This window comes from Gottfriedia luciferensis, assembly GCF_001712755.1.
Lineage (GTDB): Bacteria > Bacillota > Bacilli > Bacillales > Bacillaceae_G > Gottfriedia > Gottfriedia luciferensis_B.
Genome location: NZ_MDKC01000003.1, coordinates 1 through 25,740 on the forward strand (window position 1 = coordinate 1; position 25,740 = coordinate 25,740).

Here is a 25,740-nt window from a genome sequence, read left to right on the forward strand (position 1 = left end):
TTTTGAGGGTACGAAGTACAACTCAATTATAATCAGGTGATTATTGCGAAGAGGTCACACCCGTTCCCATACCGAACACGGCAGTTAAGCTCTTCAGCGTCGATGGTAGTTGGGGGTTTCCCCCTGTGAGAGTAGAACGTCGCCTGGTAATCAAAAACATCAGCTATTAGGCTGATGTTTTTTTGTGTTCAAATATGGAAATGTCAGTACTTATCATGACTTTACGTATCGAGAGAATAAATCTGAAGTCTAAAAGACAAACTTAAGAATCACCAACAAGTTCCGATAAAAATAAAAAGGTTACTTTACTTTTGCTAAAAATAAATAAAGTAAACAATAATATTAATGCTGGGCAAACACCCTTAAATATAAATCTACATAACCTAGATTGAATGGAGGGAAAAAGATGAGAGGAAAAATACTCAATTATTATGCAGGAGGTAATACTGCAAAAGGGTTTTATAATCTCTATGACTCAGCTTTAGAGGATTTAGATAAACTATTCATTCTAAAAGGTGGTCCAGGTACTGGGAAATCAACTTTAATGAAAACAATTGGAGAATTGATTGTAAATAAAGGAATCGATATTGAATTTTTACATTGTTCTTCAGATACCAATTCAGTTGATGGCTTAATTATCCCGAAATTTCAAATAGGTATAGTGGACGGAACAGCACCACATGTAATTAAACCAAAAGCTCCAGGCGTTATTGAGGAATATGTGAATTTAGGTGTTGCTTGGGATTCTAAGAAATTATCCGTACACAAGGAAGCAATACTATCTCTAAATGCTGAAATTTCTAAGAAGTTTCAAACAGCATATAACACATTTGCGGCTTCATTAAGGGCTCATGATGAGATTGAAGAAATTTATATTTCCAATATGGACTTTTTAGAAGCTAATAAACTGACTGACGAATTGATAGCGTTATTTTATGGTAATGACAATAATACTGAAAAAGACTCCAAAGTAAAACATAGATTTTTAGGTGCAGCAACTCCAAGTGGTGCGGTTGATTATATTCAAAATTTAACAGAAGAAATCGAAAAGCGATATTTTATTAAAGGTAGAGCTGGTTCTGGGAAATCAACAATGTTAAAGAAGATAGCAGCTGCAGGAGAAGAGAGAGGCTTTGATGTAGAGATATATCATTGTGGATTTGATCCAAACAGTCTTGACATGGTAATTATTCCAGAAAAAGGAATTGCGATCTTTGACAGTACAGCACCACATGAATATTTTCCCGATCGTGAAAATGACGAAATTATTGATATGTACGAAAGATGTATTACGCCAGGAACAGATGAGAAATACGCCACTGAAATAGAAAGAACAACTAATTCTTATAAAGATAAAATGAAAGAAGCAATATCGTATTTGGCGGAAGCTAAAGTCCTTAGAGACGAATTAGAAGCGATTTATATAAGTGCTATGGACTTTTCAAAAGTTGAAAAAATACAGTCTGAATTGATAGAGGAAATTGAAAGTATGATTAATAATTAAGGTTTTATAATTTGGAAAAGGTGTAACCACATTGGTGCGCCTTTTTTATTTTGGAAGAGATTCATTATAAAACTATTAGTACTTTCTAATCATTTTTTACTGAGGTATTCGAGAAGATGGATTAAATAAATTGAATTTTCTTTATATTTTCACAAATCAAGTTTTAAATTAATCTATTTAATAAAAAAAATTCGACGCTTTATTAGATTTTTCGTCTTATTATTTATCATTTTTACAACTAAGAATACCATTATAAAATTTTTTTGTAATTATTTGTAGAAAAAAGGCACTTCATTTCATAAGAATTTCCCCCAATTTACTTCGTTATATGTTGAATGTACATTTAAATTGTATTTTATTTTCTTACTTAATGGTAAGGGCTTAGGTTTAACCCAAATTGATCTCATTCTATATTTATTAAACTACTAACCTCTTAATCATAGTATTAAAGCAAATACATACTCGAATCAATACATTCGCAAAAAGGAGAGGAATAAATGAAATTCACTAAAATTATACCGTTTAAAGTAATGACTTCAGTGGCAATCTCATCTTTGATTTTCTCATCTTATACAGCACTTGCTGAAAATAATGATTCAACAACTCAAGCGGTTGAGGATCAAGTACCTCAATTACTAGACCAAAGTCCTAATGGTAAAGGAGACTTATATAAAGATAACCAAAAAGAAGTTTCTGAGAAAACTTATAAACCTACAGATAAAGTTCGATTTATTGTAGAAATTGAACAACCATCAACTTCCGAAACTTCTACAGTAAACAAAAAATCTCTATTTAAAGAAAAGCAAGACAAAGTAATCGAAGAAATTACAAAAAATAATAAGGATAAATCAAATTCACCTAAATTAAAACAACGCTTTTTTGAAGGGTTCAATGGATTTAGTGTGGAGACGGAATATCAAAATTTAAAAGAGATTAAATCGATTCCTGGTGTAATGAACGTAAGCGTGGCAAGAACATTCCACGAAACGATGGCTGCAAGTAAAGAGTTAGTACAAGCACAAAAAGTTTGGAATCAATATGGTTATCAAGGAGAAGGTTTACTTGTAGCAGTTGTAGACTCTGGTATCGATTATACTCATAAGGATATGACTTTGACTGAAAAGGGTAAACAAAAAGAGAAATTAACTCAAAGTGGAATTAAAGGTAAACTAGATGCTACATCTGTAAATGATGTTTGGTACACAGATAAAGTACCAACAGGCTATGATTGGGCTGATCATGATACAGATGTTATTCCTAGAGGCGATGGAAGTCCACACGGTACGCATGTAGCAGGTACGGTTGGTGCAAATGGTAACGATGCGACTGGCGGTGTTCAAGGAATCGCTCCTGGAACGCAATTATTGGCTGAGAAAGTATTCTCCGATACAGCAGGTGGTGCTTATGAGGATGACATTATCGCAGGTATAGAGCATGCAGTTACAATGGGTGCTGATGTAATCAATATGAGTTTAGGTGTTGATGCAGGTTTCGTGGGTGAGGATTTTGATCCGGTTCAAAAAGCAATTCGTTTAGCAACTGAACAAGGTACGCTTGTTGTAGTTGCAGCTGGTAACTCATCATATAGTACAAAGCATGGATTATTATATCCTTCAGCAATGCAGCCATATGCAGATAATCCGGATATTGGAACAGTAGGTGCACCCGGAGTAAGTCCATATGCTTTATCAGTTGCTTCTTATGAAAATACAAAAATGCATTTAAATACTCTAGGTGATGCTAATGGATTTAAACTACCTTTCCAAGACCAAACTATGTTTGCACCAAGTAAAAACTTTAAACTATCTAAAAACTTAACCCCAGGTCAAGAGTATGAAATGGTTTATGTAGGTGAAGGATCAAAGCTTACTGATTTTAGTACAAAAAATGTTGAAGGTAAAATTGTTGTAGCAAAAATGAATAATCAATATACATCATATTCGTTTGTTCAATTTAATGCCGCGAAATATAAAGCAAAGGCTGTTATTGTCGTTCCACCTACTAGTATGGGTGATTATCCATATATGAAATTTGCGGTTACTTCTATACCAGCTGCAACAACTGGTAAAGCTGTAGGACAAGAATTAATCGATAAGTTATCTAATAATCAAGTTGTAAAAATGAAACTTGCCGGAGATACTTGGATTGATAACCCAATTAAAGATACGATGTCTTATTTTTCATCATATGGAGCTCCAAGTACATTAGATTTTAAACCAGAAATGTCTGCTCCAGGTGGTAATATTTATTCAACTGTACCTGGAAATGATTATGAAGTAATGAGTGGTACATCAATGGCAACTCCTCATGTTGCAGGTGGTTCTGCGTTAGTATTACAGTCACTTTATGAAAAAGGATTACAACATTCAGAGAATACAGCTTTAAAAGCAAAAATTGCTTTAATGAACACATCAAAAATTGTAATGGATCCAAAAACAAATGGAGAAGTTCCGTATTCGCCTCGCGTACAAGGCTCTGGTTTAATGCAAATACAAAATGCAATCAATACCCCAGTCGTTGTTACAAGTAGAAATACACCATTAGAGCAAGCTGGTGCAGTAGCTTTAAAAGAAATTGGACAAAACACAAGCTTTAAACTAAATGTAGATGCATTTGATGCTCCTAAAGGAAAAAATAATAGTGCTGATATCGAATACAATGTATACGTAGATTTGTTAAAAGATAAAACAGAAACGAAGCAATTTGACTTAGACAGTGATGGCACACTTGATTCTAAGGATTATTTAACTTTAACTAGTGAACGCATTGACGGTGCAGCGATTACAGTAAATGATAATAAAGTAACTTATAAAGATGGCTCGTTGCTTAAAATAAAGCCAGGTCAGTCAAAGATGCTGACAATTAATGTAAATCTACCAGAATCATTAGCGAAAAATAGTTTTGTTGAAGGATTCGTGCGATTAGTTCCGGTGGCAAAAGACGAAGATAAGGCTGTACCAATTTCAGTTCCTTACATGGGCTTTTATGGAAAATGGGATGAACCAAGAAATATTGATGCTCCTGCATGGGAAAAAGATGCATTTTTAGGATACACAGCTCTTTGGGATGGAACTTCAGAACGTTATCCTAAAGGATATAATTCTACAACGGGTACATTTGATCTTAGCAAAATTGCCATATCACCAAACTTCCATTTAAATGGAATTTATTCTTCATTTACAGCATTACGGAATTTAGCAAAAACAGAAATGTATATTGAAAATCAAAATGGTAAAGTGGTTAAATATTTAGGTGATTTTAGTGAATTTAACGGAACTCCATATAAATTCAGGAAAAATGTCATGTCGTTTGGAGATACAAGTTATAATGAACTTTATGCTTGGGACATGAAAGATGAGTCAGGAGAATTTGTTCCAGACGGGGATTATAAATATGTTATCCGAACAACTTTAGATTATCCAGGTGCAAAACCTCAAGAAGTGAAAATGCCAGTAAAAGTTGATTCAGTACTACCTAAAGTCACAGATATTAAAGTTACTCCTAAAGATGGTGGTAAGTATGAAATTTCCTGGAAGGGTACAGATGATGATAGTGGATATGCTGCATCAATGGTTTGGGTCAACGGTAACTACTATACACCAGGAGCAGCGCAATCAATGATAGTTAACGTTGAACCTAAGAGCATTGTTATTGGTGGAGCTGACAACGCATTTAATCACTCATACACAACTTGGGGCGATCAAAGTTCAAAATATATGAGTGAATGGATGGTTCTTTCAAACGGTAGCGTATATCCGACTAACAATATAAGTAAAAATAGAGTAGCATCAGTCGACTTCTTTGCTCAAAACAGAGTAGATTGGAAGTTCAATGTAAAAGATGCAAGTGGAAATATAGTAGATACTTTCGAATATAAAAATGAAAAAGAAATTCATACAAAGTGGATGCCAAAATCAGACTTACCAAACGGTACGTATTACATCTCTGCTGATGTCACAACAAAAGATGGATTCAAAGTAACTTCAACTCCGACTAAAGTAACAGTTCTTCAATAAAAGTCAATAATTGAAAAAGCTATCTTTCCCAATTATTATAGGGATAGATAGTTTTTTTGTTTTTCAATGATTCATTCGTTGTAAAAATCCGAATAAGAAATAAAAACATTATAGTTGCTATCAGTAATTTAATAAAAATAGACATCATAGAATGTAAAAAACCGAGCAAAACACGAACATTAAAATATTTTTTAAGAAAAACATTCATATTTTATTGAAAAAAGAGTTATAAATTGATACTATAGAGATAGGAAATTTAGCAAACCTCATATAAGTTTGGGAATATGGCCCAAAAGTTTCTACCTAGTAACCTTAAATTACTGGACTATGAGGGGAAGTTAATCACACGTGTACGTATTTAAGTATACGCCTAAGTAGATTATCTTTCCTCACCATAGAGGGATAAATCTATTTAGGCGTTTTTTGTTTAAAATTTATGATAAACATAAAAAAATAGCGAATAAACTTGGGGGATAAGCAGATGAAACCGGTGGTTGGTGTCATTATGGGGAGTACAAGTGATTGGGAAACAATGAAACATGCTTGTGATGTGTTAGAAGAGTTGAATATCAACTATGAGAAACGAGTTGTTTCGGCACATCGTACACCAGATTTAATGTTTGAGTATGCAGAATCAGCTAGAGAACGTGGTATTAAAGTAATTATTGCAGGTGCAGGCGGGGCTGCTCACTTACCAGGAATGGTAGCAGCAAAAACGACACTTCCAGTAATTGGTGTACCAGTACAATCAAAAGCTTTAAATGGATTAGATTCATTATTATCAATTGTACAAATGCCAGGTGGAGTACCTGTTGCGACTGTTGCAATTGGTAAAGCAGGTGCGACGAATGCAGGCTTACTTGCAGCTCAAGTATTAAGTATCCAAGATCAAGAAGTTTATTTAGCATTAGAAACTCGTCGTGAAAACACTACTAAACAAGTTCTAGAAAGCAGTGAGTCACTATGAATAGCAAAGTAATTCTACCAGGACAAACAATAGGAATCATCGGTGGAGGCCAACTTGGAAGAATGATGGCGCTTTCAGCGAAAGAGATGGGCTATAAAATAGCTGTTTTAGATCCTACTCCAAACTCGCCTTGTGGGCAAGTATCTGATATAGAGATTACGGCTGAGTATTCTAATATAGAAGCAATAAAACAGCTTGCGAAAGTAAGTGATGTTATAACATATGAATTTGAAAATATAGATGTAAACGCACTTGAGTATTTAGATGAACATTCTTATTTACCTCAAGGTAGTGAGTTATTAAAGCTAACAAGAAATAGATTAACTGAAAAAACAGCTATTCAAAATTTAGGCATTAAGGTTGCTCCATTTCGACTAGTAGAAAATGAAGAGCAATTTTCTGAAGCAGTTACGAAAATAGGTTTACCAGCTGTATTGAAAACGACAACAGGTGGTTATGACGGAAAAGGGCAAGTTGTTTTAAGATCTGAAGAAGACTTTGTTGAAGCGTTAGAACTTGTTAAAAAACAGCAATGTATTCTTGAGGGCTGGGTTCCTTTTGAAAAAGAATTGTCAATAATTGTCGCAAGAAATAGTAATGGAGAGGTAAGTACGTTTCCAATAGCAGAGAATGTTCATATAAATCAAATTTTGCATACTTCATCTGTACCGGCAAATACCTCAAAATTAGTAATAGAAACAGCAGAAAGCTATGCAAAAAAAGTAGCTAGCTCATTTCATCTTGTAGGTGTTTTAGCAATTGAGTTATTTGTAACAGAAGATGAGCAAGTTTATATTAATGAATTAGCTCCGCGTCCACATAATACAGGACACTATACAATGGAGGCAGTTGAAACTTCACAATTTAAGCAGCATATTCGAGCGGTTTGTAATTTACCATTAGGGAATACGGAATTACTAAAACCAGTTGTAATGGTGAATATATTAGGTGAACATGTTGAAGAAGTATTGAAAGTAATGCAAAATGATAGTACATTAAATGTCCATCTTTATGGTAAAGAAGAAAGCAAAAATGGCCGTAAAATGGGACATATTAATATAATGGCAGCATCAACAGAACTAGCGATGCAAAAAGTACAAGAGTTAGGGATTTGGGAACAAAACCCGGTGGAGGTAAAAATATGATTGAACGTTATTCACGCCCAGAAATGGCAGCAATTTGGACAGAAGAAAACAAATTTAAAGCTTGGTTAGAAGTTGAAATCTTAGCATGTGAAGCATGGGCTGAATTAGGAGATATTCCTAAAGAAGACGTAAAGGTGTTACGAGAAAAAGCTTCTTTCGATATAAACCGAATTTATGAAATTGAAAAAGAAACACGTCATGACGTAGTTGCATTTACACGTGCAGTTTCTGAAACATTAGGCGACGAACGTAAATGGGTACATTATGGCTTAACATCAACAGATGTAGTAGACACGGCACTTTCATACTTACTACGTCAGGCAAATGATATCTTATTAAAAGATTTAGAGAATTTCATTGGAATTCTTGAAACGAAAGCTAAAGAACATAAGTACACAGTAATGATGGGACGTACTCACGGTGTACATGCAGAACCAACTACTTTTGGTTTAAAACTTGCATTATGGACTGAAGAAATGAAACGTAACTTAGAGCGATTTAAGAATGCGATTGAAACAGTTCGAGTAGGTAAAATCTCAGGCGCTGTTGGAACTTACGCAAATATTCCTCCATTTGTTGAAGAATATGTTTGTGAAAAGTTAGGAATTCAAGCAGCTCCAATTTCAACTCAAACTTTACAACGTGATCGTCATGCTCACTACATGGCAACATTATCTTTAATTGCAACTTCAATTGAAAAGTTTGCAACTGAAGTACGTGGATTACAAAAAAGTGAAACACGTGAAGTTGAAGAATTCTTTGCAAAAGGTCAAAAAGGCTCTTCTGCAATGCCACATAAACGTAATCCAATTGGATCTGAAAACATGACAGGTTTAGCTCGTGTAATTAGAGGTCACATGGTAACGGCTTATGAAAATGTATCACTTTGGCATGAAAGAGATATCTCACATTCATCTGCAGAAAGAATCATCTTACCAGATGCAACAATTCTTTTAAATTACATGTTAAATCGATTTGGAAATATAGTTAAAAACCTTACAGTATTCCCTGAGAATATGAAACGTAACATGGATCGTACTTACGGATTAATTTATTCTCAACGTGTACTTCTTGCTTTAATTGAAAAAGGAATGTCACGTGAAGAGGCTTATGATACTGTTCAACCAAAAGCAATGGAAGCTTGGGAAACTCAAGTTCAGTTTAAAGAGCTTGTAGAAGCAGAAGAAAAAATTACTTCTTTATTATCTCAAGAAGAAATTAATGATTGCTTTGACTACAGCTACCACTTAAGTCAAGTCGATACAATTTTTGAACGCTTAGGATTAAATTAATAAATATTGTTTGGCTAAGATTAGAGAAAAAAATTCTTAGCCAAACAATTCAAATAACAGATAAAGCAGAAATCTATTGGGTGTTTAAATGAGGATATGGGAGGCATTGTTAGCATGGCAGAGCAAGTAATGTTATATGAGGGAAAAGCAAAAAGAATTTTCTCAACTGAGAATCCTGAAATTGTAAGAGTTGTGTACAAAGATTCAGCAACTGCATTTAACGGTGAAAAGAAAGCAGAAATTGCCGGTAAAGGTCGCTTGAATAATGCAATTACTAGTTTACTATTTTCAAAGTTAATGGAATCAGGTATTGCATCTCATTTCGTAGAAAAAACATCAGAACTTGAACAACTTGTAAAACGAGTAACAATTGTACCAATTGAAGTAGTTGTTAGAAATATCGTTGCTGGTAGCTTATCGAAACGCATGGGTTTAGATGAAGGTGTTAAGTTAGAAAAGCCAATCATTGAGTTTTATTACAAACGTGATGACTTAGGTGATCCAATTATTAATGAAGATCACATCGCTGCACTTAAACTAGCAACAACTGAAGATCTTGAAACAATTAAAGAGATTGCTCTCCGTGTTAATGATGTACTAGTAGAACAGTTTAATGCATGTAATGTTCGATTAGTTGATTTTAAATTAGAGTTTGGCAAATTAAATGATGGAACAATTTTGTTAGCAGATGAGATTTCACCAGATACTTGCCGATTATGGGATAAAGATACAAACGCAAAATTTGATAAAGATGTATTCCGTAGAGATTTAGGTAACTTAACAGATGGATACGAAGAAATTTTAAAACGCTTAGGGGGATTATCATGTTCAAAGTAAGAGTATTCGTTACATTAAGAGAAAGTGTTTTAGATCCACAAGGAAATGCAGTTAAAAATGCACTTCATAGCATGAATTTTAGCGAAGTTCAAGATGTTCGTATCGGTAAATATATGGAATTATTAATTGATAAAAATGTTGCAGATTTAGATACTACAGTAAAAGAAATGTGTGAAAAGTTATTAGCAAACATCGTAATTGAAGATTACCGTTATGAGGTAGAGGAGGTAGTCGCACAGTGAAGTTTGCAGTAATTGTGTTCCCGGGCTCAAATTGTGATGTTGATATGTATCATGCAATCAAAGATGAGTTAGGCGAAGAAGTAGAATACGTATGGCATGATTCAACGAATTTAGATGAATTTGATGGTATCTTATTACCAGGTGGCTTCTCATATGGAGATTACTTACGCTCTGGCGCAATTGCAGGTTTTGCAAACGTGATGGATGCCGTGAAGAAAGCTGCTGCTGAAGGTAAACCAGTATTTGGCGTTTGTAATGGATTCCAAATCCTAACTGAAGCAGGTCTACTACCAGGTACTCTTAGACGTAATGAGAAATTAAAATTTATGTGTAAACAAGTTGAGCTTGTTGTTGAAAACAATGAATCAATGTTTACAACTGGTTATGAAAAAGGTCAAGTAATTACTGTGCCAATCGCACATGGTGAAGGAAATTACTATTGCGATCAAGAAACATATGAATCACTTAAAAATAATAATCAGATAATTTTCCGTTATCAAAATAATCCGAACGGTAGTTTAGATGATATCGCAGGAATTGTTAATGAAAAAGGAAATGTATTAGGTATGATGCCACACCCTGAGCGTGCAGTTGATGCATTATTAGGTAGTGCAGACGGACTTCAACTATTTCGTTCGATTGTAAGAAACTGGAGGGAAAACCATGTCGTTACTTCTTGAGCCAAATCCAATTCAAATTGAAAATGATAGAATTTATGCCACTATGGGCTTAACTGATGAAGAGTTTCAATTAGTCAAATCAATTATTGGTCGCAATCCGAACTATACAGAGCTTGGATTATTCTCAGTAATGTGGTCTGAACATTGTAGTTATAAAAACTCAAAACCTTTATTACGTAAATTCCCAATAAGCGGTGAGCATGTTTTACAAGGACCAGGTGAAGGAGCAGGTATTGTTGATATTGGCGATGAGCAAGCTGTAGTATTTAAAATCGAAAGCCATAATCATCCTTCTGCAATTGAACCATACCAAGGTGCTGCAACTGGTGTAGGTGGAATTATTCGTGATGTATTTTCAATGGGAGCACGTCCTGTTGCACTTCTAAATTCTTTACGATTTGGTGAATTAGAAACTCCAAGAGTTAAGTATTTATTTGAAGAAGTAGTTGCAGGTATTGCTGGATATGGAAACTGTATTGGTATTCCAACAGTTGGTGGAGAAGTAAACTTCGATCCATGTTACGAAGGCAATCCTTTAGTAAATGCAATGTGTGTTGGATTGATCAATCATAAAGATATTAAAAAAGGTCAAGCGCACGGTGCTGGAAATACAGTAATGTACGTTGGTGCTTCTACTGGTCGTGACGGAATTCATGGTGCAACTTTTGCTTCTGAAGAGTTATCTGATGCATCTGATGAGAAACGCCCAGCGGTACAAGTAGGCGATCCATTTATGGAAAAGTTATTACTTGAAGCATGTTTAGAAGTTGTTCAAAATGATGCTCTTGTTGGTATTCAAGATATGGGCGCAGCTGGATTAACTTCTTCATCTGCTGAGATGGCTTCAAAAGCAGGAATGGGAATTGAGATGAATCTTGATTTAGTTCCTCAACGTGAAGCGGGTATGACAGCTTACGAAATGATGCTATCTGAATCTCAAGAACGTATGTTACTAGTTGTAGAAAAAGGTAGAGAGCAAGAAATCGTAGACTTATTTGAAAAGTATGATTTACATGCTGTTTCTGTAGGACGCGTTACAGATGATAAGATGCTTCGCTTACTTCATAAAGGTGAGGTTGTAGCTGAATTACCTGTAGATGCTCTTGCTGAAGAAGCTCCAGTATATCATAAGCCATCAACTGAACCTGCATATTATGGTGAGTTCCAAGCGATGGAAAACTATATTCCTGAAATTAGTGATTCAAAAGAAACGTTAAAACAATTACTTTCTCAACCTACAATCGCAAGTAAAGAGTGGGTTTACGGTCAGTATGATTATATGGTTCGTACAAATACAGTAGTTGCTCCAGGTTCAGATGCTGCAGTAATCAGAATTCGTGATACTAAAAAAGCTCTAGCAATGACAACTGACTGTAATGCACGCTACTTATATTTAGATCCTGAAGTTGGTGGGAAAATTGCAGTAGCAGAAGCAGCTCGTAATGTAGTTTGTTCAGGAGCTCGTCCACTTGCAATTACAGATTGCTTAAACTTCGGAAATCCTGAAAAACCTGAGATTTTCTGGCAGTTAGAAAAAGCAACAGATGGTATGAGTGAAGCTTGTAATGTATTAAGTACTCCTGTAATCGGTGGTAACGTATCATTATATAACGAAACAAATGGTGAAGCAGTTTACCCAACTCCTGTAGTTGGTATGGTAGGTCTAATTGAAGACGTCGAGCATATCACGACTCAAAACTTTAAAACTGCTGGCGATTTAATTTATGTAATCGGTGGAGCAGAAGCTGAATTCGGTGGAAGTGAGCTTCAAAAATTATTAAATGGCAAAATCTTTGGTAAAGCACCAAGTATTGATTTAGCTGTTGAATCTAGTCGCCAAGAGCAAATTCTTGCTGCTATTCAAGCAGGTGTAGTTGCTTCAGCACACGATATTTCTGAAGGTGGTTTAGCTGTAGCGATTGCAGAAAGCACATTTGGTCCGTCAGAAGTTGGTGCAACGATTACGATTGAAGGAAATGAAGTAGTTTCATTATTTAGTGAAACTCAATCACGTTTCTTACTTTCAGTTAAACCTGAACATAAAGAACAATTCGAAGCATTAGTAGATGCAAAGTTAATCGGTACAGTTACAGAAGAAACATCAGTAACAGTTCGTAATGAAAACAATGAAACAGTTCTTCATGCTTCGGTTGAGGAACTGAAACAAGCTTGGAAAGAGGCGATCCCATGCTTGCTGAAATAAAAGGACTAAACGAAGAGTGTGGAATATTTGGAATTTGGGGGCATACTGATGCTGCCCAAATCTCCTACTATGGTCTTCATAGTTTGCAACATAGAGGCCAAGAAGGAGCTGGAATTGTTGTAACGAATGGAAATGAACTTGAAGGTGCAAAGGGGCTTGGCTTAATAACAGAGGTTTTCAGTAAAGGTCAATTAAATGATTTACACGGAAAAGCTGCTATTGGTCATGTTCGTTATGCAACTGCAGGCGGAGGCGGTTATGAAAATGTTCAGCCTCTATTATTCCAATCGCATACTGGAAGCATTGCTCTTGCTCATAATGGTAATTTAGTAAATGCTTCAAGATTACGTAAAGACTTAGAGATGCAAGGTAGTATTTTTCAAACTACTTCTGATACTGAAGTTCTTGCTCATTTAATTAAACGTAATGGCTCTGCTCCATTAAAAGATAGCATTAAAGCATCTTTAAATATGATCAAAGGAGCTTTCGCTTACTTAGTTCTAACAAAAGATGCAATGTATGTTGCACTAGATCCAAATGGCTTTAGACCTTTGGCGTTAGCTAAACTAGGTGACGCTTATGTTGTAGCTTCAGAGACGTGTGCATTTGATGTAGTCGGAGCAAAATATATCCGTGATATTAATCCGGGAGAATTACTGATTATTTCAGACAATGGAGTGGAAACTGATCAGTTTACTTCATCTGTTAATCACACAATTTGTAGCATGGAATATATTTATTTCTCTCGTCCTGATAGTAATATTGATAATATCAATGTTCATGCCGCACGTAAAAATATGGGGCGTGTATTAGCTAATGAAGCTCCTGTTGAAGCAGACGTAGTAATCGGTGTTCCCGATTCAAGTATTTCTGCAGCAGTTGGTTACGCAGAAGAATCTGGTATTCCATATGAACTTGGATTGATTAAAAATCGCTACGTAGCTCGTACATTTATTCAACCTTCTCAAGAACTTAGAGAGCAAGGGGTTAAGATGAAACTTTCTCCAGTTCGTTCGATCGTTGAAGGGAAACGAGTAGTAATGGTAGATGATTCAATCGTTCGTGGAACGACAAGCCGCCGAATCGTACAAATGTTACGTGATGCAGGTGCAAGTGAAGTTCATGTTCGTATTGGCGCACCACCATTGAAAAATCCTTGCTATTACGGTATTGACACTTCAACAAGAGAAGAGTTAATTGCTGCAACTAATACAATAGAAGAAATTTGCGAAGAAATTGGTGCAGATTCATTAGAATTTATTAGTTTAGAAGGATTATTAAATGCAATTGGTCGAAATCATGAGGGACCAAATAGAGGGCAATGTACTGCTTGTTTTACAGGGAAGTATCCAACAGTAATCTATGATGAAAATGAGTTAGTACATTCTCATAATTAATAGTAAAAAACAGAGGCGGTGAGCAAAGTCGCCGCCTCTTCTCAATTGAATCTTTTCATAAGGAACTGAAAGGGGAAATCATCACATGGCGAATGCATATAAACAAGCTGGAGTAAATATCGAAGCTGGCTATGAAGCAGTGAACAGAATGAAGAAACACGTTCAAAAAACAATGCGTCAAGAAGTTCTTGGTGGATTAGGAGGATTTGGAGGAATGTTTGATCTTTCCAAATTCAACTATAAAGAACCAGTTCTTGTATCAGGGACAGATGGAGTAGGAACAAAATTAAAATTAGCTTTCCAAATGGACCGTCACGATACGATTGGCATTGATGCAGTCGCGATGTGTGTGAATGATATTGTGGTTCAAGGAGCGGAGCCTTTATTTTTCCTAGATTACTTAGCAGTGGGCAAGGCTGTACCTGAACGAATTGAGCAAATTGTAAAAGGTGTATCTGATGGCTGCGTCCAAGCAGGCTGCGCTTTAGTCGGAGGAGAAACTGCAGAAATGCCTGGTATGTATCCAGAAGATGAATATGACGTTGCTGGTTTTGCAGTAGGAATTGCTGACAAGTCGAAGCTTGTAACAGGTCAAAACATTAAAGAAGGAGATATCTTATTAGGAATCTCATCAAACGGGATCCATAGTAATGGATATTCTCTAGTTCGTAAGGTTTTATTAGAAAAAGGTGGCTTAACACTTGATCAACATATTGATAAATTAGGTCATACTTTAGGCGAAGAACTACTACGTCCAACTAAAATTTATGTAAAACCAATCTTAAATGTACTAAAAAAGTTTGAAGTAAAAGGTATGGCACATATTACTGGCGGTGGGTTTATTGAAAATATCCCAAGAATGCTTCCAGAAGGAATCGGTGCAGAAATAGATTACGGTTCATGGCCAATCCAACCAATCTTTGATTTATTAGAAGAGATTGGTGAATTGAAGCGCGAAGAAATGTTTAATATTTTTAATATGGGTATTGGTATGGTTCTTGCGGTTAGTGAAGAGAACTTCCATGACACTATTAAACTATTAGAAGAAGACGGAGAAAAAGTATTTATTATCGGACGAACAAAAGCAGGTGAAGGTGTAACCTTTGGCGGAGGTTCTCTGTAATGAAGAAGATTGCCGTATTTGCGTCAGGAAATGGTAGCAACTTTCAAGCCATTCTTGATGCAACTCTAAGCGGAGAAGTGAATGCTGAAGTGAAATTACTTGTTTGTGATCGTCCAAATGCATTTTGTATCGAGCGAGCAAAGCAAGCAAATATACCATCATTTATATTTTCAGCGAAAAACTATGAATCAAAAGAGCAATATGAAGGTGAAATTATTGCCCATCTAAAAGAGTTAAATGTCGAATTTATCGTATTAGCTGGCTATATGAGATTGATTGGTCCGACAATTTTAGACTCATTTCCTGGGAAAATAGTAAATATTCATCCTTCATTTCTACCATTATTTCCTGGAAAAGACGCAATTGGACAAGCTCTCCTAGCAGGTGTCGAATCGACAGGTGTAACGGTTCATTATGTCGATGAAGGAATGGATACTGGTCCAATTATTGCGCAAGAAGAAATTCTGATTGAAAAGGGAGACTCTAAGGAGTCTCTTGAGCAGAAGGTTCATAGTGTCGAGCATGTTTTATATGTGCAAACACTAAAAAAATTGTTTAGTTAATTAGATTAGATATAGAGCATGAAATCGATTAGATAGGGGAATGTATATCATGAAAAAACGAGCTTTAGTTAGCGTTTCAGATAAACAAGGGATTATTGAATTTGTAAGTGGATTAATTAAACATGATTTTGAAGTTATTTCAACAGGTGGAACTTATAATTTATTAAAAGATGCTGGATTAAATGTAATTGGTATTTCAGAAGTAACTAACTTTCCAGAAATTATGGATGGTCGTGTAAAAACATTACATCCTTCAATTCACGGAGGTTTACTAGGTGTTCGTTCAAATGAAGAACATATGCGTCAAATGAACGAGTTAGGTATTCAGCCAATAGATTTAGTTTGTGTAAACTTATATCCGTTTAAAGAAACGATCATGAAGCCTGATGTTACATTTGAAGATGCAATTGAAAATATCGATATCGGTGGCCCTACAATGCTTCGTTCAGCAGCTAAAAATCATGAATTTGTATCTGTCGTAGTGGACCCAACAGATTATGAAGTAATTCTAGCTGAGTTAGCTGAAAATAATACGGTTTCTATTGATACGAATCGTCGATTAGCTGCTAAAGTTTTCCGTCATACTGCAGCTTATGATTCATTAATTTCTAATTATTTAACAGAGCAAGTAGGAGAAGAAAATCCTGAGAGCTATACTGTTACTTACGAATTAAAACAATCTTTACGTTATGGTGAAAATCCTCACCAAAAAGCGACATTCTATCGTGCTCCAATGCCAACAGTTTCGTCTATTGCTTATGCAGAGCAATTACATGGTAAAGAGCTTTCTTATAACAATATTAATGACGCTAATGAAGCATTAAATATTGTACGAGAATTCTCAAATCCAGCTGTTGTCGCTGTAAAACACATGAATCCTTGTGGAGTAGGCGAAGGCACTACAATTGAAGAAGCTTATGATCGTGCTTATACTGCAGATCCAGTTTCAATTTTTGGAGGAATTATTGCGACAAACCGTGAAGTTGACGCTGCAACTGCTAAGAAAATGCACGAATTATTCTTAGAAATTATTATCGCTCCTTCATTCAGTGAAGAAGCTTTAGAAATCTTAACTAGTAAAAAGAACTTACGTTTATTAACAGTAGACTTAGAGACTAAACCTACGTTTGCACCTAAATTAACGACAGTTCATGGTGGCTTATTACGTCAAGATATGGATACATTTGGATTAGATGATGCAACAATTACAGTTCCTACAAAACGTCAACCGACTGAAGAAGAGTGGGAGAATTTAAAATTAGGTTGGAAAGTTGTAAAACATGTTAAATCAAATGCAATTGTTTTAGCGAAGGATCATATGACAATCGGTGTTGGTGCAGGTCAAATGAACCGTGTTGGAGCTGCAAAAATCGCGATTGAACAAGCTGGCGAAAAATCAAATGGCGCGGCGTTAGCTTCCGATGCATTTTTCCCTATGAATGATACAGTAGAAGCAGCGGCTAAAGCTGGTATTACAGCAATTATTCAACCGGGCGGATCAATCAAGGATGAAGATTCAATTAAAAAGGCTGATGAATATGGAATTGCAATGGTCTTTACAGGGGTTCGTCACTTTAAACATTAAGAAATAAGGAGATGACAAGATGAAAGTATTAGTCATTGGTCGCGGAGGCCGTGAGCATACAATTGCTTGGAAGGTAAATCAATCGGAGAACGTAACAGACGTATTTGTTGCTCCAGGAAACGATGGAATGATTGATGTTGCAACACTTGTCAATATTGATGAAAGTGACCATGAAGCACTTATTGCATTTGCAAAAAAGGAAGAAATTGATTTAACAATCGTTGGTCCTGAAGTGCCTTTAATGAACGGAATTGTAAATGATTTTCGTGCTGCTAATTTAAAGATATTTGGTCCAACTAAAGAAGCGGCAATTATTGAAGGAAGTAAAAGCTTTACAAAGGATTTAATGAAAAAATACGCTATCCCGACTGCAGCATATGAAACATTTACTAATTTTGAAGAAGCAAAAGCATATGTTGAAAAAGTTGGTGCACCAATCGTTATTAAAGCTGACGGTTTAGCAGCTGGTAAAGGTGTAGTTGTAGCGATGACAATTGAAGAAGCAATCATAAGCCTTCATGACATGCTACTTGATGAAAAGTACGGCGATGCAAGTGCATCTGTAGTAATTGAAGAATATTTGGAGGGCGAAGAATTCTCGTTAATGTCGTTTGTTAACGGAAATAAGGTTTATCCTATGGTAATCGCTCAAGACCATAAACGTGCTTATGATGGAGACAAAGGACCTAATACGGGTGGTATGGGTGCTTATTCGCCAGTACCACAAATCTCAGAGTCAGTTGTTGAACAATCTTTAAAAGAAATAGTAGTACCAGTCGCAGAAGCAATGATTTCTGAAGGAAGGGATTTTACTGGAATACTTTATGCTGGTTTAATGTTAACAAGCCAAGGACCTAAAGTAATCGAGTTTAATGCAAGATTTGGAGATCCAGAGACTGAAGTTGTATTGCCTCGTTTAGAGAGTGAGTTAGCTGAAGTGTTATTAGGCATATTGAATGAAGAAGAAATCCATTTAGAATGGTCAGAGGAAGCTGTTGTTGGAGTTGTACTTGCTGCAAATGGATATCCTGAAGTTCCTGAAAAAGGCGCTGTAATATCTGGATTAAATAATGTAAGTAATGAAACAATGGTTTTCCACGCAGGTACAAAGCTTGAAAATAATGAATATGTTACAAATGGTGGAAGAGTATTAATTATTGCACATAAAGGAAGCTCCATTAATGAAGCTTGCGAAAATGTATATAAGCAAATTGATACGATTCAATCAACAGGTTTATTCTATCGCCACGATATAGGGCATAAAGCAATTAAAGTAAATAATTAGCAAGAAAGGGTCGTCATTTATGATTAATGACGACCCTATTTCTTGTTAAAATAAGAACTAGTGTTCTATTTTTATCTATACAATCTACTCCATTTTTGATAAACTACTTTTATGAAGGTTGAATATAATCTTCGAATGTATCTCCCTCGTCGTGTTTATCTGCCATAATCTTACATTTCTTACCTAGAGCAGTCATTGGGCAAAAACGTAATACTCCCTCTGCAACTTTCATGGCACCGATTATGATTAAAATGATGACAGAATTACTACATCTTCTGCGTGTGAGCTTTGCTGTGCCGTAAGCTAAAATTGTTAAGCCAGCAGTTATACGTATAAGTGCATTTATAATGCTAATATTTGGTCTCAAAAGAAACTCCCCTTATAATAAGTATCAGTGACTACATCACTCTTTACCATTTTTCCCTTTAATTGTTTCAATATCATAGGAAACAATTAGCATTAATTACTTAAAATGGGGACGTAGGGTTACTTTTCCTTTTTAATAAGATACAATACATTTATATTTTTGATAAAAAGTACTTAATAAAAATAGATATATTAATGTTAAAAAACAATTCCGGAGGACAAAATGTACGATTATTCACAATGGAATCACATATTTAAATTAGATCCAAACAAAGAAATCTCTGATGATGAATTAGAAAAAATTTGTGAGTCAGGAACGGATGCAATTTTAGTTGGTGGAACGGACGATGTAACGTTAGATGCTACGATATCTTTACTAGTTAGAATAAGACGCTATGCAGTACCATGTATTTTAGAGGTATCAAATCTTGAAGCCGTAACTCCAGGTTATGATTTCTATTTTATCCCGACAGTTTTAAATAGTAATGATCCAAAGTGGATTATTGGAATGCATCAACAAGCAATGAAAGAATTTGCTCATTTAGTTCATGCTGAAGAATTGGTGATGGAAGGTTATTGTATATTAAATGAAGATTGTAAAGCTGCAAAGCTGACAAGTGCAGTGACAGATCTTTCAATAGAAGATATTGTAGCTTATGCGGAAGTTTCTGAGCAATTATTAAAATTACCAATTTTTTATTTAGAATATAGTGGCACATATGGTTCACCCCAGGTGGTAGAAGAAGTATCAACAGTATTAAACAATACGAAATTATTCTATGGTGGGGGAATATCATCAGCTCAACAAGCAATTGAGATGAAGCAATTTGCTGATACGATTGTTGTTGGGAACATTATATATGATAACTTACAAGAGGCTTTACTTACTGTGAAAGCTGTGAAAGAAGGAGCGACGAAGTAATGAAAACAGCAGAAGAATTATTGCAAGGTTTAAATCCAATGCAAAAAGAAGCCGTTAAAACGGTTGATGGTCCTTTATTAATTATGGCTGGAGCAGGTTCAGGTAAGACTCGAGTACTAACTCATCGAATTGCGTATTTATTAGGCGAAAAAGGTGTTGCTCCTTGGAATATACTTGCAATCACATTTACAAATAAAGCAGCTAGAGAGATGCGAGAGCGTATATTTAATCTAGTTGGAAAAGATGCAGAAGATATTTGGGTTTCAACATTCCACTCAATGTGTGTGCGAATTCTTCGTAGAGATATTGATCGTATTGGCTTCAATAGAAGCTTTTCTATATTAGATACAACTGACCAATTAACAGTCATAAAAAATATCCTTAAAGAGAAAAACTTAGATTCAAAGAAATTTGATCCACGTAGCATTTTAGGTTCTATTAGTAGTGTAAAAAATGAACTACAAACTGCTACAGATTATTCAAGAGATGCTTTTACTCCATATGAAAAAGTTGTTGGAGAAATATATGCATCTTATCAAGATCGACTACGTAAAAACCATTCTTTAGATTTCGATGATCTAATTATGATGACAATTAATTTGTTTGAACGCGTTCCAGAAGTATTACAATATTATCAACGAAAATTTCAATATATTCACGTGGATGAGTATCAAGATACAAACCATGCCCAATATAAAATTGTAAAATTACTTGCCGAGCAATTCAAAAATATTTGCGTGGTAGGTGATTCAGACCAATCGATTTATCGCTGGCGTGGAGCAGATATTTCTAATATTCTTTCATTTGAAAAAGATTATGATAAAGCACAAGTAATTCTGTTAGAACAAAATTACCGTTCGACTCAAACCATTCTTGATGCTGCTAACGCGGTTATTACGAACAATTCAAACCGTAAAGCGAAAAAGCTTTGGACAGAAAATGGACAAGGCACACCGATACATTATTTTAGAGCTGCCTCAGAACAGGACGAAGGATATTTTGTAGCTGGAAAGCTAGCCGAGTGGAAAAAAGAAGGAGTTCATCAATATGGTGATGTTGCTATTCTTTATCGTACGAATGCGCAATCACGTGCAATGGAGGAAGTTTTAGTTAAGTCTAATATTCCTTATAAAATGGTCGGCGGAGTAAAGTTCTATGATCGTAAAGAGATTAAAGATATACTTGCTTACTTAAGATTTATTGCCAATCCAGATGACGAGATCAGTTTTTCAAGAATCATTAATGTGCCAAAACGTGGTGTAGGCGCGGCGTCTGTAGATAAAATTATTAACTATAGCATAATGAATGACTTATCTTTATCTGATACGTTAGAGCAAATTGATTTCGTTGGATTAAGTGGAAAAATTACGAAAGCAGTTGGAGATTTCCATGCTATGGCGAAAAACTGGCAGCAAATGTTGGATTATTTATCAGTTACGGAGCTTGTTGAGGAAGTTCTTGATAAAACAGGTTATATCCAAGTGTTAAAAGATGAAAATACTATTGAATCTGCTTCTAGAATCGAAAATATTGAAGAGTTTTTAACAGTTACAAATGCTTTTGAAGAAAGCAGTGAGGATAAAAGTTTAGTATCATTTTTAACTGATTTAGCATTAGTATCTGATATCGACCAAGCGGATAAAGAAGAGTCACAAGCGGATGAAGTTATCCTTATGACGCTTCACTCTGCAAAAGGATTAGAGTTCCCAGTAGTCTTTCTAATCGGATTGGAAGAAGGTATTTTCCCGCATAGTCGTTCTTTAATGGACGAAGAAGAAATGGAAGAAGAAAGAAGATTAGCATATGTAGGTATAACACGTGCGGAAAAAGATTTATATATTACGAATGCACAAACACGTACACTTTATGGTCGTACTAGTGTAAACCAAGAATCTCGCTTTATTAATGAAATTCCTGATGAACTATTAGATCGTGCTAATAAGAAAGTAGTAACAGAGCGCCGTGCAGTTTCTAGACCAGCAGTGGCAATGAAAACAACAGGTGGAGAGTCACTCGGTTGGAGAGTTGGAGATAAAGCCTCTCATGGTAAATGGGGAATTGGTACAGTTGTAAGTGTAAAAGGAGAAGGCGAAGCAATGGAGTTAGATATTGCATTCCCAAGTCCAGTTGGTATTAAGCGTTTATTAGCAAAATTTGCTCCTATTACGAAAGCATAGAAGGGATGGAGAGCTCATGGATCAAAAAATCATTGATAGAATTGAAGAACTAAGAACAAAATTAAATCAATACAACTATGAGTATTATGTATTAGATCAGCCATCAGTGCCAGATGCCGAGTATGACTTACTATTACATGAATTGATAGGATTGGAAGAACAATATCCTGAAATTTTAACACCAGATTCTCCATCTCAACGTATAGGTGGACAGGCAATTGATTTGTTCGAAAAAGTCGTTCACAGTCATCCTATGTTAAGCCTTGGAAATGCGTTTAATGAAGGAGATTTAAGAGATTTCGACCAAAGAATTAGACAGGATTCAGCGGGAGTATCTTATGTTTGTGAACTTAAAATAGACGGTTTAGCTGTTTCCTTACAATATGAAAATGGATTGTTTGTCAAAGGTGCAACTCGTGGTGATGGTACAGTTGGAGAAGATATTACGCATAATTTAAAGACGATTAAAGCCATTCCATTAAGACTTTCTGAGCCAATTACAATAGAGGCTCGTGGTGAAGCATTCATGCCAAAAGCTAGCTTCGAAAAGGTAAATGAATCGCGTGAAAAGAACGGGGAAGAATTATTTGCAAATCCAAGAAATGCAGCGGCAGGTTCATTGCGCCAACTTGACCCGAAAATTGTTGCAAAGAGAGATTTATCGTTCTTCGTTTATGGATTCCCTACAGCCGAGGAATTTTCAATTCAAAAGCATAGCGAAGCATTGGACTATCTTCACAAACTTGGATTTAAAACAAATACTTTCCGCAAAACATGCCATACAATTGAAGAAGTAATTGAATACGTTGAGGAATGGAAAGAAAAACGACCATCATTGCCTTATGAGATTGATGGAATTGTCATAAAAGTGGATGAATACAGTATTCAGAAAAAGTTAGGTTCAACAGCAAAAGTACCAAGATGGGCTATTGCATTTAAGTTCCCAGCTGAAGAGGTAGTTACAAAATTAGTAGATATCGAATTAAGTGTTGGACGTACAGGTGTAGTAACACCAACTGCAATTTTAGAACCTGTTCGTGTTGCAGGTACAGTAGTAAAACGTGCATCGCTTCATAATGAAGATTTAATTAAAGAAAAAGACATTCGAATTGGTGACTCAGTCGTTATTCGCAAGGCTGGAGATATTATTCCTGAAGTAGTAAATGTTCTACTAGATCGTCGTACTGGTGATGAACAGCCTTTTGCAATGCCAACTCACTGCCCTTCATGTGATCATGAGTTAATAAGAGTCACAGGTGAAGTAGCACTACGTTGTGTAAATCCTTTCTGCCCATCTCAAATTCGTGAAGGATTAATTCATTTTGCGTCTCGTGATGCAATGAATATCGAAGGTTTAGGCGAAAGAGTAGTAGCGCAATTATTCGATGCTAATTTGATTAAGACATTTACAGATCTTTATCTTCTAACGAAAGAACAATTATTATCACTTGAACGATTTGGAGAAAAATCTGCAGATAAATTAATTTCTGCAATACAAGCTTCTAAAGAAAATTCACTTGAAAAATTATTATTTGGTTTAGGTATTCGTCATGTTGGAGCTAAAGCAGCAAAAACATTAGCCCAGCATTTCCAAACAATTGATCGACTGATGGAAGCAGCGGTTGAGGAAATTACCGGAATTAATGAAATTGGTTCTAAAATGGCCCAGTCAATTAATGATTATTTTTCACAAGACGAAGTAAAAGAACTTATTTCAACGTTTCAAACGGTTGGAGTAAATACTGAGTATAAAGGGATTCAAGTAGAAAATATGAATATGGATTCTCTTTTTGCTGGTAAAACAGTAGTATTAACTGGTAAGCTAGAACAGATGACTAGAAGTGAGGCTAAAAAGCAATTAGAAGCACTCGGCGCAAAAGTAGCAGGAAGTGTTAGTAAGAGTACTGATTTAGTCATTGCAGGTGAGGCTGCTGGATCGAAATTAGATGCAGCACGTAAATTAAATATCGAGATTTGGGATGAAGAAAGAATGATTAAAGAGCTTCAACCACAATAATAGTTCAATCAACAAGAGGGCGGATTAATGAGGTAGTGGTTCGTTCACTTAATAAGTAGAAGGTGTGAGTTAGATGAAAAAACGTATAGGAATGCTCCTATGTTGTCTTTCGCTCATCTTATCTGGCTGTTCATTATCAATAAAGAATGAAGATAAGGTTGTACAAGAGAGCAATAATAAAAAAGGGGAAGACGCAATCATACCCCGCTATTCAATTTCAAATGACTACTACAAGACAATACTTCCATTTAAACCAAGTAAAACAAGAGGTGCTGTCGTTGCAAATATCGATAATAGACTTGATATTAGTGAATTTGAATTAGGTTTAATGCGAATTGTACAAGAGCAATATTCAACAAAAGATTACTTGTATCAAGAAGGACAATTATTAAGTAAAAAAACAGTGGAATCTTGGCTAAAAAGGAAGTATACTCCTTCACAATTTAAACAAAAACAAGATGCACTTAAGAGCGCAAATTTAAAGCCAAGTTCAATTACAAATGATGGATTGAATCCAATTCAAACGGATACAAAAAATCTTACGGAAGATCAAAAGGCTAAACAAGCTCCGATATTTTTAAATTCTATTTTAGAACAGGATTATCTAAAAAAGGACGGAAAAGAAGTTAAAGTTGAGGGTGTAGCAATTGGTTTAGCAATGAACTCTGTTTATTATTATCAAGAGGAGCACGGCTACCCAAGAGAGCTTAAAATTCCTCAAGATGAAATGATTAAACAAGGTAAAGCGATCGCTCAAGAAATTTTGACGCGAGTGCGAAAAATGGATGAATTTAAAGATATACCAATTACATTTGCTATTTTCCGTCAGCAAAGCCAATCATCTGTAGTACCTGGAAACTATGTTGCAATGACTTCAGTTTCTGGAAATGACTTCTCAATTAGCAATTGGGATAAAATAAATGAGAAATACTATTTATTCCCTTCAGCCGCTGCAACTGCAGATTACCGAGATGATGCTATGAAAATGGTTAATTTTAAATCAGATATAGAAAATTATTTTCCGAATTATACTGGTGTTGTAGGCACTGGTTTTTATAAGGATAATGAATTAATACAACTAAAAATTGATATACCTATGCAATTTTATGGTAAGGCAGAAGTCATAGCTTTTACTCAGTATGTAGCAGGACTTATGATGGACCATTTCCCTTCATACTTAAAGGTTGAGACGAATATATTCTCATCAAATGGACAGGAAGCACTCATCGTAAAAGAGGTAGATGCTAAGGAACCAAGTGTGCATATTTATAACTAAAAGGAAGAGGACTACTCTTCCTTTTTTTTAATATAAGGGAAGAATCTGTAAGCGTTTCATATTTGAAGAATATATAGGAATATTGTATTATGTATATGTGAGTTTTTTATAGAGTAGTTATTCTACTAGCAATTGACTGAAAA

General features: G+C 35.3%; 19 protein-coding genes, 1 rRNA gene and 1 riboswitch. Of the genes, 19 read left to right on the forward strand and 1 reads right to left on the reverse strand.

Annotated features, from left to right (window positions below; all coding sequences use genetic code 11):
• Nucleotides 1-32 precede the first annotated feature (32 nt).
• The 15 genes from rrf (at nt 33) to purD (ending at nt 18,839) form a co-directional block, all read left to right on the forward strand.
• Nucleotides 33-148 (forward strand): 5S ribosomal RNA (gene rrf / locus BED47_RS04615).
• Nucleotides 149-406: 258 nt separating this feature from the next.
• Nucleotides 407-1,504, forward strand: a complete 1,098-nt coding sequence (locus BED47_RS04620; RefSeq protein ID WP_069032639.1) for a PRK06851 family protein — start codon at nt 407-409, stop codon at nt 1,502-1,504.
• A gap of 497 nt (nt 1,505-2,001) precedes the next feature.
• Nucleotides 2,002-5,520 carry a S8 family serine peptidase gene (locus BED47_RS24325; RefSeq protein WP_069032640.1) on the forward strand — a complete coding sequence of 1,173 codons (3,519 nt, stop codon included), beginning with the start codon at nt 2,002-2,004 and terminating at the stop codon, nt 5,518-5,520.
• A gap of 246 nt (nt 5,521-5,766) precedes the next feature.
• A riboswitch (purine riboswitch) is annotated at nt 5,767-5,868 on the forward strand.
• A 133-nt stretch (nt 5,869-6,001) separates the two neighbouring features.
• Nucleotides 6,002-6,487 carry a 5-(carboxyamino)imidazole ribonucleotide mutase gene (gene purE / locus BED47_RS04630; RefSeq protein WP_069032641.1) on the forward strand — a complete coding sequence of 162 codons (486 nt, stop codon included), beginning with the start codon at nt 6,002-6,004 and terminating at the stop codon, nt 6,485-6,487.
• On the forward strand, nt 6,484-7,632 hold the full coding sequence (gene purK / locus BED47_RS04635) for a 5-(carboxyamino)imidazole ribonucleotide synthase (protein ID WP_069032642.1): 1,149 nt from the start codon (nt 6,484-6,486) through the stop codon (nt 7,630-7,632). Before purE ends, purK begins: the two co-directional genes overlap by 4 nt.
• Nucleotides 7,629-8,924, forward strand: coding sequence for an adenylosuccinate lyase (gene purB, locus BED47_RS04640; RefSeq protein ID WP_069032643.1), 1,296 nt, complete (start codon nt 7,629-7,631; stop codon nt 8,922-8,924). The genes purK and purB overlap by 4 nt, the downstream gene beginning before the upstream one ends.
• Nucleotides 8,925-9,038: 114 nt before the next feature.
• On the forward strand, nt 9,039-9,761 hold the full coding sequence (gene purC / locus BED47_RS04645) for a phosphoribosylaminoimidazolesuccinocarboxamide synthase (RefSeq protein ID WP_069032644.1): 723 nt from the start codon (nt 9,039-9,041) through the stop codon (nt 9,759-9,761).
• The gene (gene purS / locus BED47_RS04650) at nt 9,749-10,003 is read left to right on the forward strand and encodes a phosphoribosylformylglycinamidine synthase subunit PurS (RefSeq protein WP_069032645.1); all 255 of its coding nucleotides are present in this window, start codon (nt 9,749-9,751) and stop codon (nt 10,001-10,003) included. Before purC ends, purS begins: the two co-directional genes overlap by 13 nt.
• On the forward strand, nt 10,000-10,683 hold the full coding sequence (gene purQ / locus BED47_RS04655) for a phosphoribosylformylglycinamidine synthase subunit PurQ (protein WP_069032646.1): 684 nt from the start codon (nt 10,000-10,002) through the stop codon (nt 10,681-10,683). Before purS ends, purQ begins: the two co-directional genes overlap by 4 nt.
• Nucleotides 10,667-12,886: a phosphoribosylformylglycinamidine synthase subunit PurL gene (purL, locus tag BED47_RS04660; protein WP_069032647.1), complete on the forward strand. Its 2,220-nt coding sequence runs from the start codon at nt 10,667-10,669 to the stop codon at nt 12,884-12,886. Before purQ ends, purL begins: the two co-directional genes overlap by 17 nt.
• Nucleotides 12,871-14,283, forward strand: a complete 1,413-nt coding sequence (purF, locus tag BED47_RS04665) for an amidophosphoribosyltransferase (protein WP_069032648.1) — start codon at nt 12,871-12,873, stop codon at nt 14,281-14,283. The genes purL and purF overlap by 16 nt, the downstream gene beginning before the upstream one ends.
• Nucleotides 14,284-14,368: 85 nt before the next feature.
• Nucleotides 14,369-15,406, forward strand: coding sequence for a phosphoribosylformylglycinamidine cyclo-ligase (purM, locus tag BED47_RS04670; RefSeq protein WP_069032649.1), 1,038 nt, complete (start codon nt 14,369-14,371; stop codon nt 15,404-15,406).
• Complete coding sequence (purN, locus tag BED47_RS04675) at nt 15,406-15,969, forward strand: phosphoribosylglycinamide formyltransferase (protein ID WP_056474733.1); 564 nt, start codon at nt 15,406-15,408, stop codon at nt 15,967-15,969. Before purM ends, purN begins: the two co-directional genes overlap by 1 nt.
• A gap of 49 nt (nt 15,970-16,018) precedes the next feature.
• Nucleotides 16,019-17,554, forward strand: coding sequence for a bifunctional phosphoribosylaminoimidazolecarboxamide formyltransferase/IMP cyclohydrolase (purH, locus tag BED47_RS04680; RefSeq protein WP_069032650.1), 1,536 nt, complete (start codon nt 16,019-16,021; stop codon nt 17,552-17,554).
• A 19-nt stretch (nt 17,555-17,573) separates the two neighbouring features.
• Nucleotides 17,574-18,839 (forward strand): phosphoribosylamine--glycine ligase, encoded by a 1,266-nt coding sequence (gene purD, locus BED47_RS04685; RefSeq protein WP_069032651.1) that lies wholly within the window; start codon nt 17,574-17,576, stop codon nt 18,837-18,839.
• A 109-nt stretch (nt 18,840-18,948) separates the two neighbouring features.
• Here purD and BED47_RS04690 read toward each other — a convergent pair whose 3' ends face one another.
• Entirely contained in the window at nt 18,949-19,206 is a 258-nt protein-coding gene (locus tag BED47_RS04690) for a YgaP family membrane protein (protein WP_069032652.1), read from the reverse strand.
• Between the two features lie 222 nt (nt 19,207-19,428).
• On the opposite strand from BED47_RS04690, the gene BED47_RS04695 reads away from it, so the two are divergent.
• From BED47_RS04695 to BED47_RS04710, 4 genes are all read left to right on the forward strand, one after another.
• Entirely contained in the window at nt 19,429-20,127 is a 699-nt protein-coding gene (locus tag BED47_RS04695; protein WP_069032653.1) for a heptaprenylglyceryl phosphate synthase, read from the forward strand.
• Nucleotides 20,127-22,304 (forward strand): DNA helicase PcrA, encoded by a 2,178-nt coding sequence (pcrA, locus tag BED47_RS04700; protein WP_069032654.1) that lies wholly within the window; start codon nt 20,127-20,129, stop codon nt 22,302-22,304. The genes BED47_RS04695 and pcrA overlap by 1 nt, the downstream gene beginning before the upstream one ends.
• A gap of 16 nt (nt 22,305-22,320) precedes the next feature.
• A complete protein-coding gene (ligA, locus tag BED47_RS04705) occupies nt 22,321-24,321 on the forward strand; it encodes an NAD-dependent DNA ligase LigA (RefSeq protein WP_069032655.1) in 2,001 nt (666 codons plus the stop codon).
• Nucleotides 24,322-24,394: 73 nt separating this feature from the next.
• Nucleotides 24,395-25,597, forward strand: a complete 1,203-nt coding sequence (locus tag BED47_RS04710; protein ID WP_069032656.1) for a CamS family sex pheromone protein — start codon at nt 24,395-24,397, stop codon at nt 25,595-25,597.
• Nucleotides 25,598-25,740 lie beyond the last annotated feature (143 nt).

Excerpts from the sequence above, each read along its gene's own strand:
- BED47_RS04620 (WP_069032639.1), top strand. The coding sequence starts at position 407 with ATGAGAGGAAAAATACTCAATTATTATGCAGGAGGTAATACTGCAAAA.
- BED47_RS24325 (WP_069032640.1), top strand. The coding sequence starts at position 2,002 with ATGAAATTCACTAAAATTATACCGTTTAAAGTAATGACTTCAGTGGCA.
- purE (WP_069032641.1), top strand. The coding sequence starts at position 6,002 with ATGAAACCGGTGGTTGGTGTCATTATGGGGAGTACAAGTGATTGGGAA.
- purK (WP_069032642.1), top strand. The coding sequence starts at position 6,484 with ATGAATAGCAAAGTAATTCTACCAGGACAAACAATAGGAATCATCGGT.
- purB (WP_069032643.1), top strand. The coding sequence starts at position 7,629 with ATGATTGAACGTTATTCACGCCCAGAAATGGCAGCAATTTGGACAGAA.
- purC (WP_069032644.1), top strand. The coding sequence starts at position 9,039 with ATGGCAGAGCAAGTAATGTTATATGAGGGAAAAGCAAAAAGAATTTTC.
- purS (WP_069032645.1), top strand. The coding sequence starts at position 9,749 with ATGTTCAAAGTAAGAGTATTCGTTACATTAAGAGAAAGTGTTTTAGAT.
- purL (WP_069032647.1), top strand. The coding sequence starts at position 10,667 with ATGTCGTTACTTCTTGAGCCAAATCCAATTCAAATTGAAAATGATAGA.
- purF (WP_069032648.1), top strand. The coding sequence starts at position 12,871 with ATGCTTGCTGAAATAAAAGGACTAAACGAAGAGTGTGGAATATTTGGA.
- purM (WP_069032649.1), top strand. The coding sequence starts at position 14,369 with ATGGCGAATGCATATAAACAAGCTGGAGTAAATATCGAAGCTGGCTAT.
- purN (WP_056474733.1), top strand. The coding sequence starts at position 15,406 with ATGAAGAAGATTGCCGTATTTGCGTCAGGAAATGGTAGCAACTTTCAA.
- purH (WP_069032650.1), top strand. The coding sequence starts at position 16,019 with ATGAAAAAACGAGCTTTAGTTAGCGTTTCAGATAAACAAGGGATTATT.
- purD (WP_069032651.1), top strand. The coding sequence starts at position 17,574 with ATGAAAGTATTAGTCATTGGTCGCGGAGGCCGTGAGCATACAATTGCT.
- BED47_RS04695 (WP_069032653.1), top strand. The coding sequence starts at position 19,429 with ATGTACGATTATTCACAATGGAATCACATATTTAAATTAGATCCAAAC.
- pcrA (WP_069032654.1), top strand. The coding sequence starts at position 20,127 with ATGAAAACAGCAGAAGAATTATTGCAAGGTTTAAATCCAATGCAAAAA.
- ligA (WP_069032655.1), top strand. The coding sequence starts at position 22,321 with ATGGATCAAAAAATCATTGATAGAATTGAAGAACTAAGAACAAAATTA.
- BED47_RS04710 (WP_069032656.1), top strand. The coding sequence starts at position 24,395 with ATGAAAAAACGTATAGGAATGCTCCTATGTTGTCTTTCGCTCATCTTA.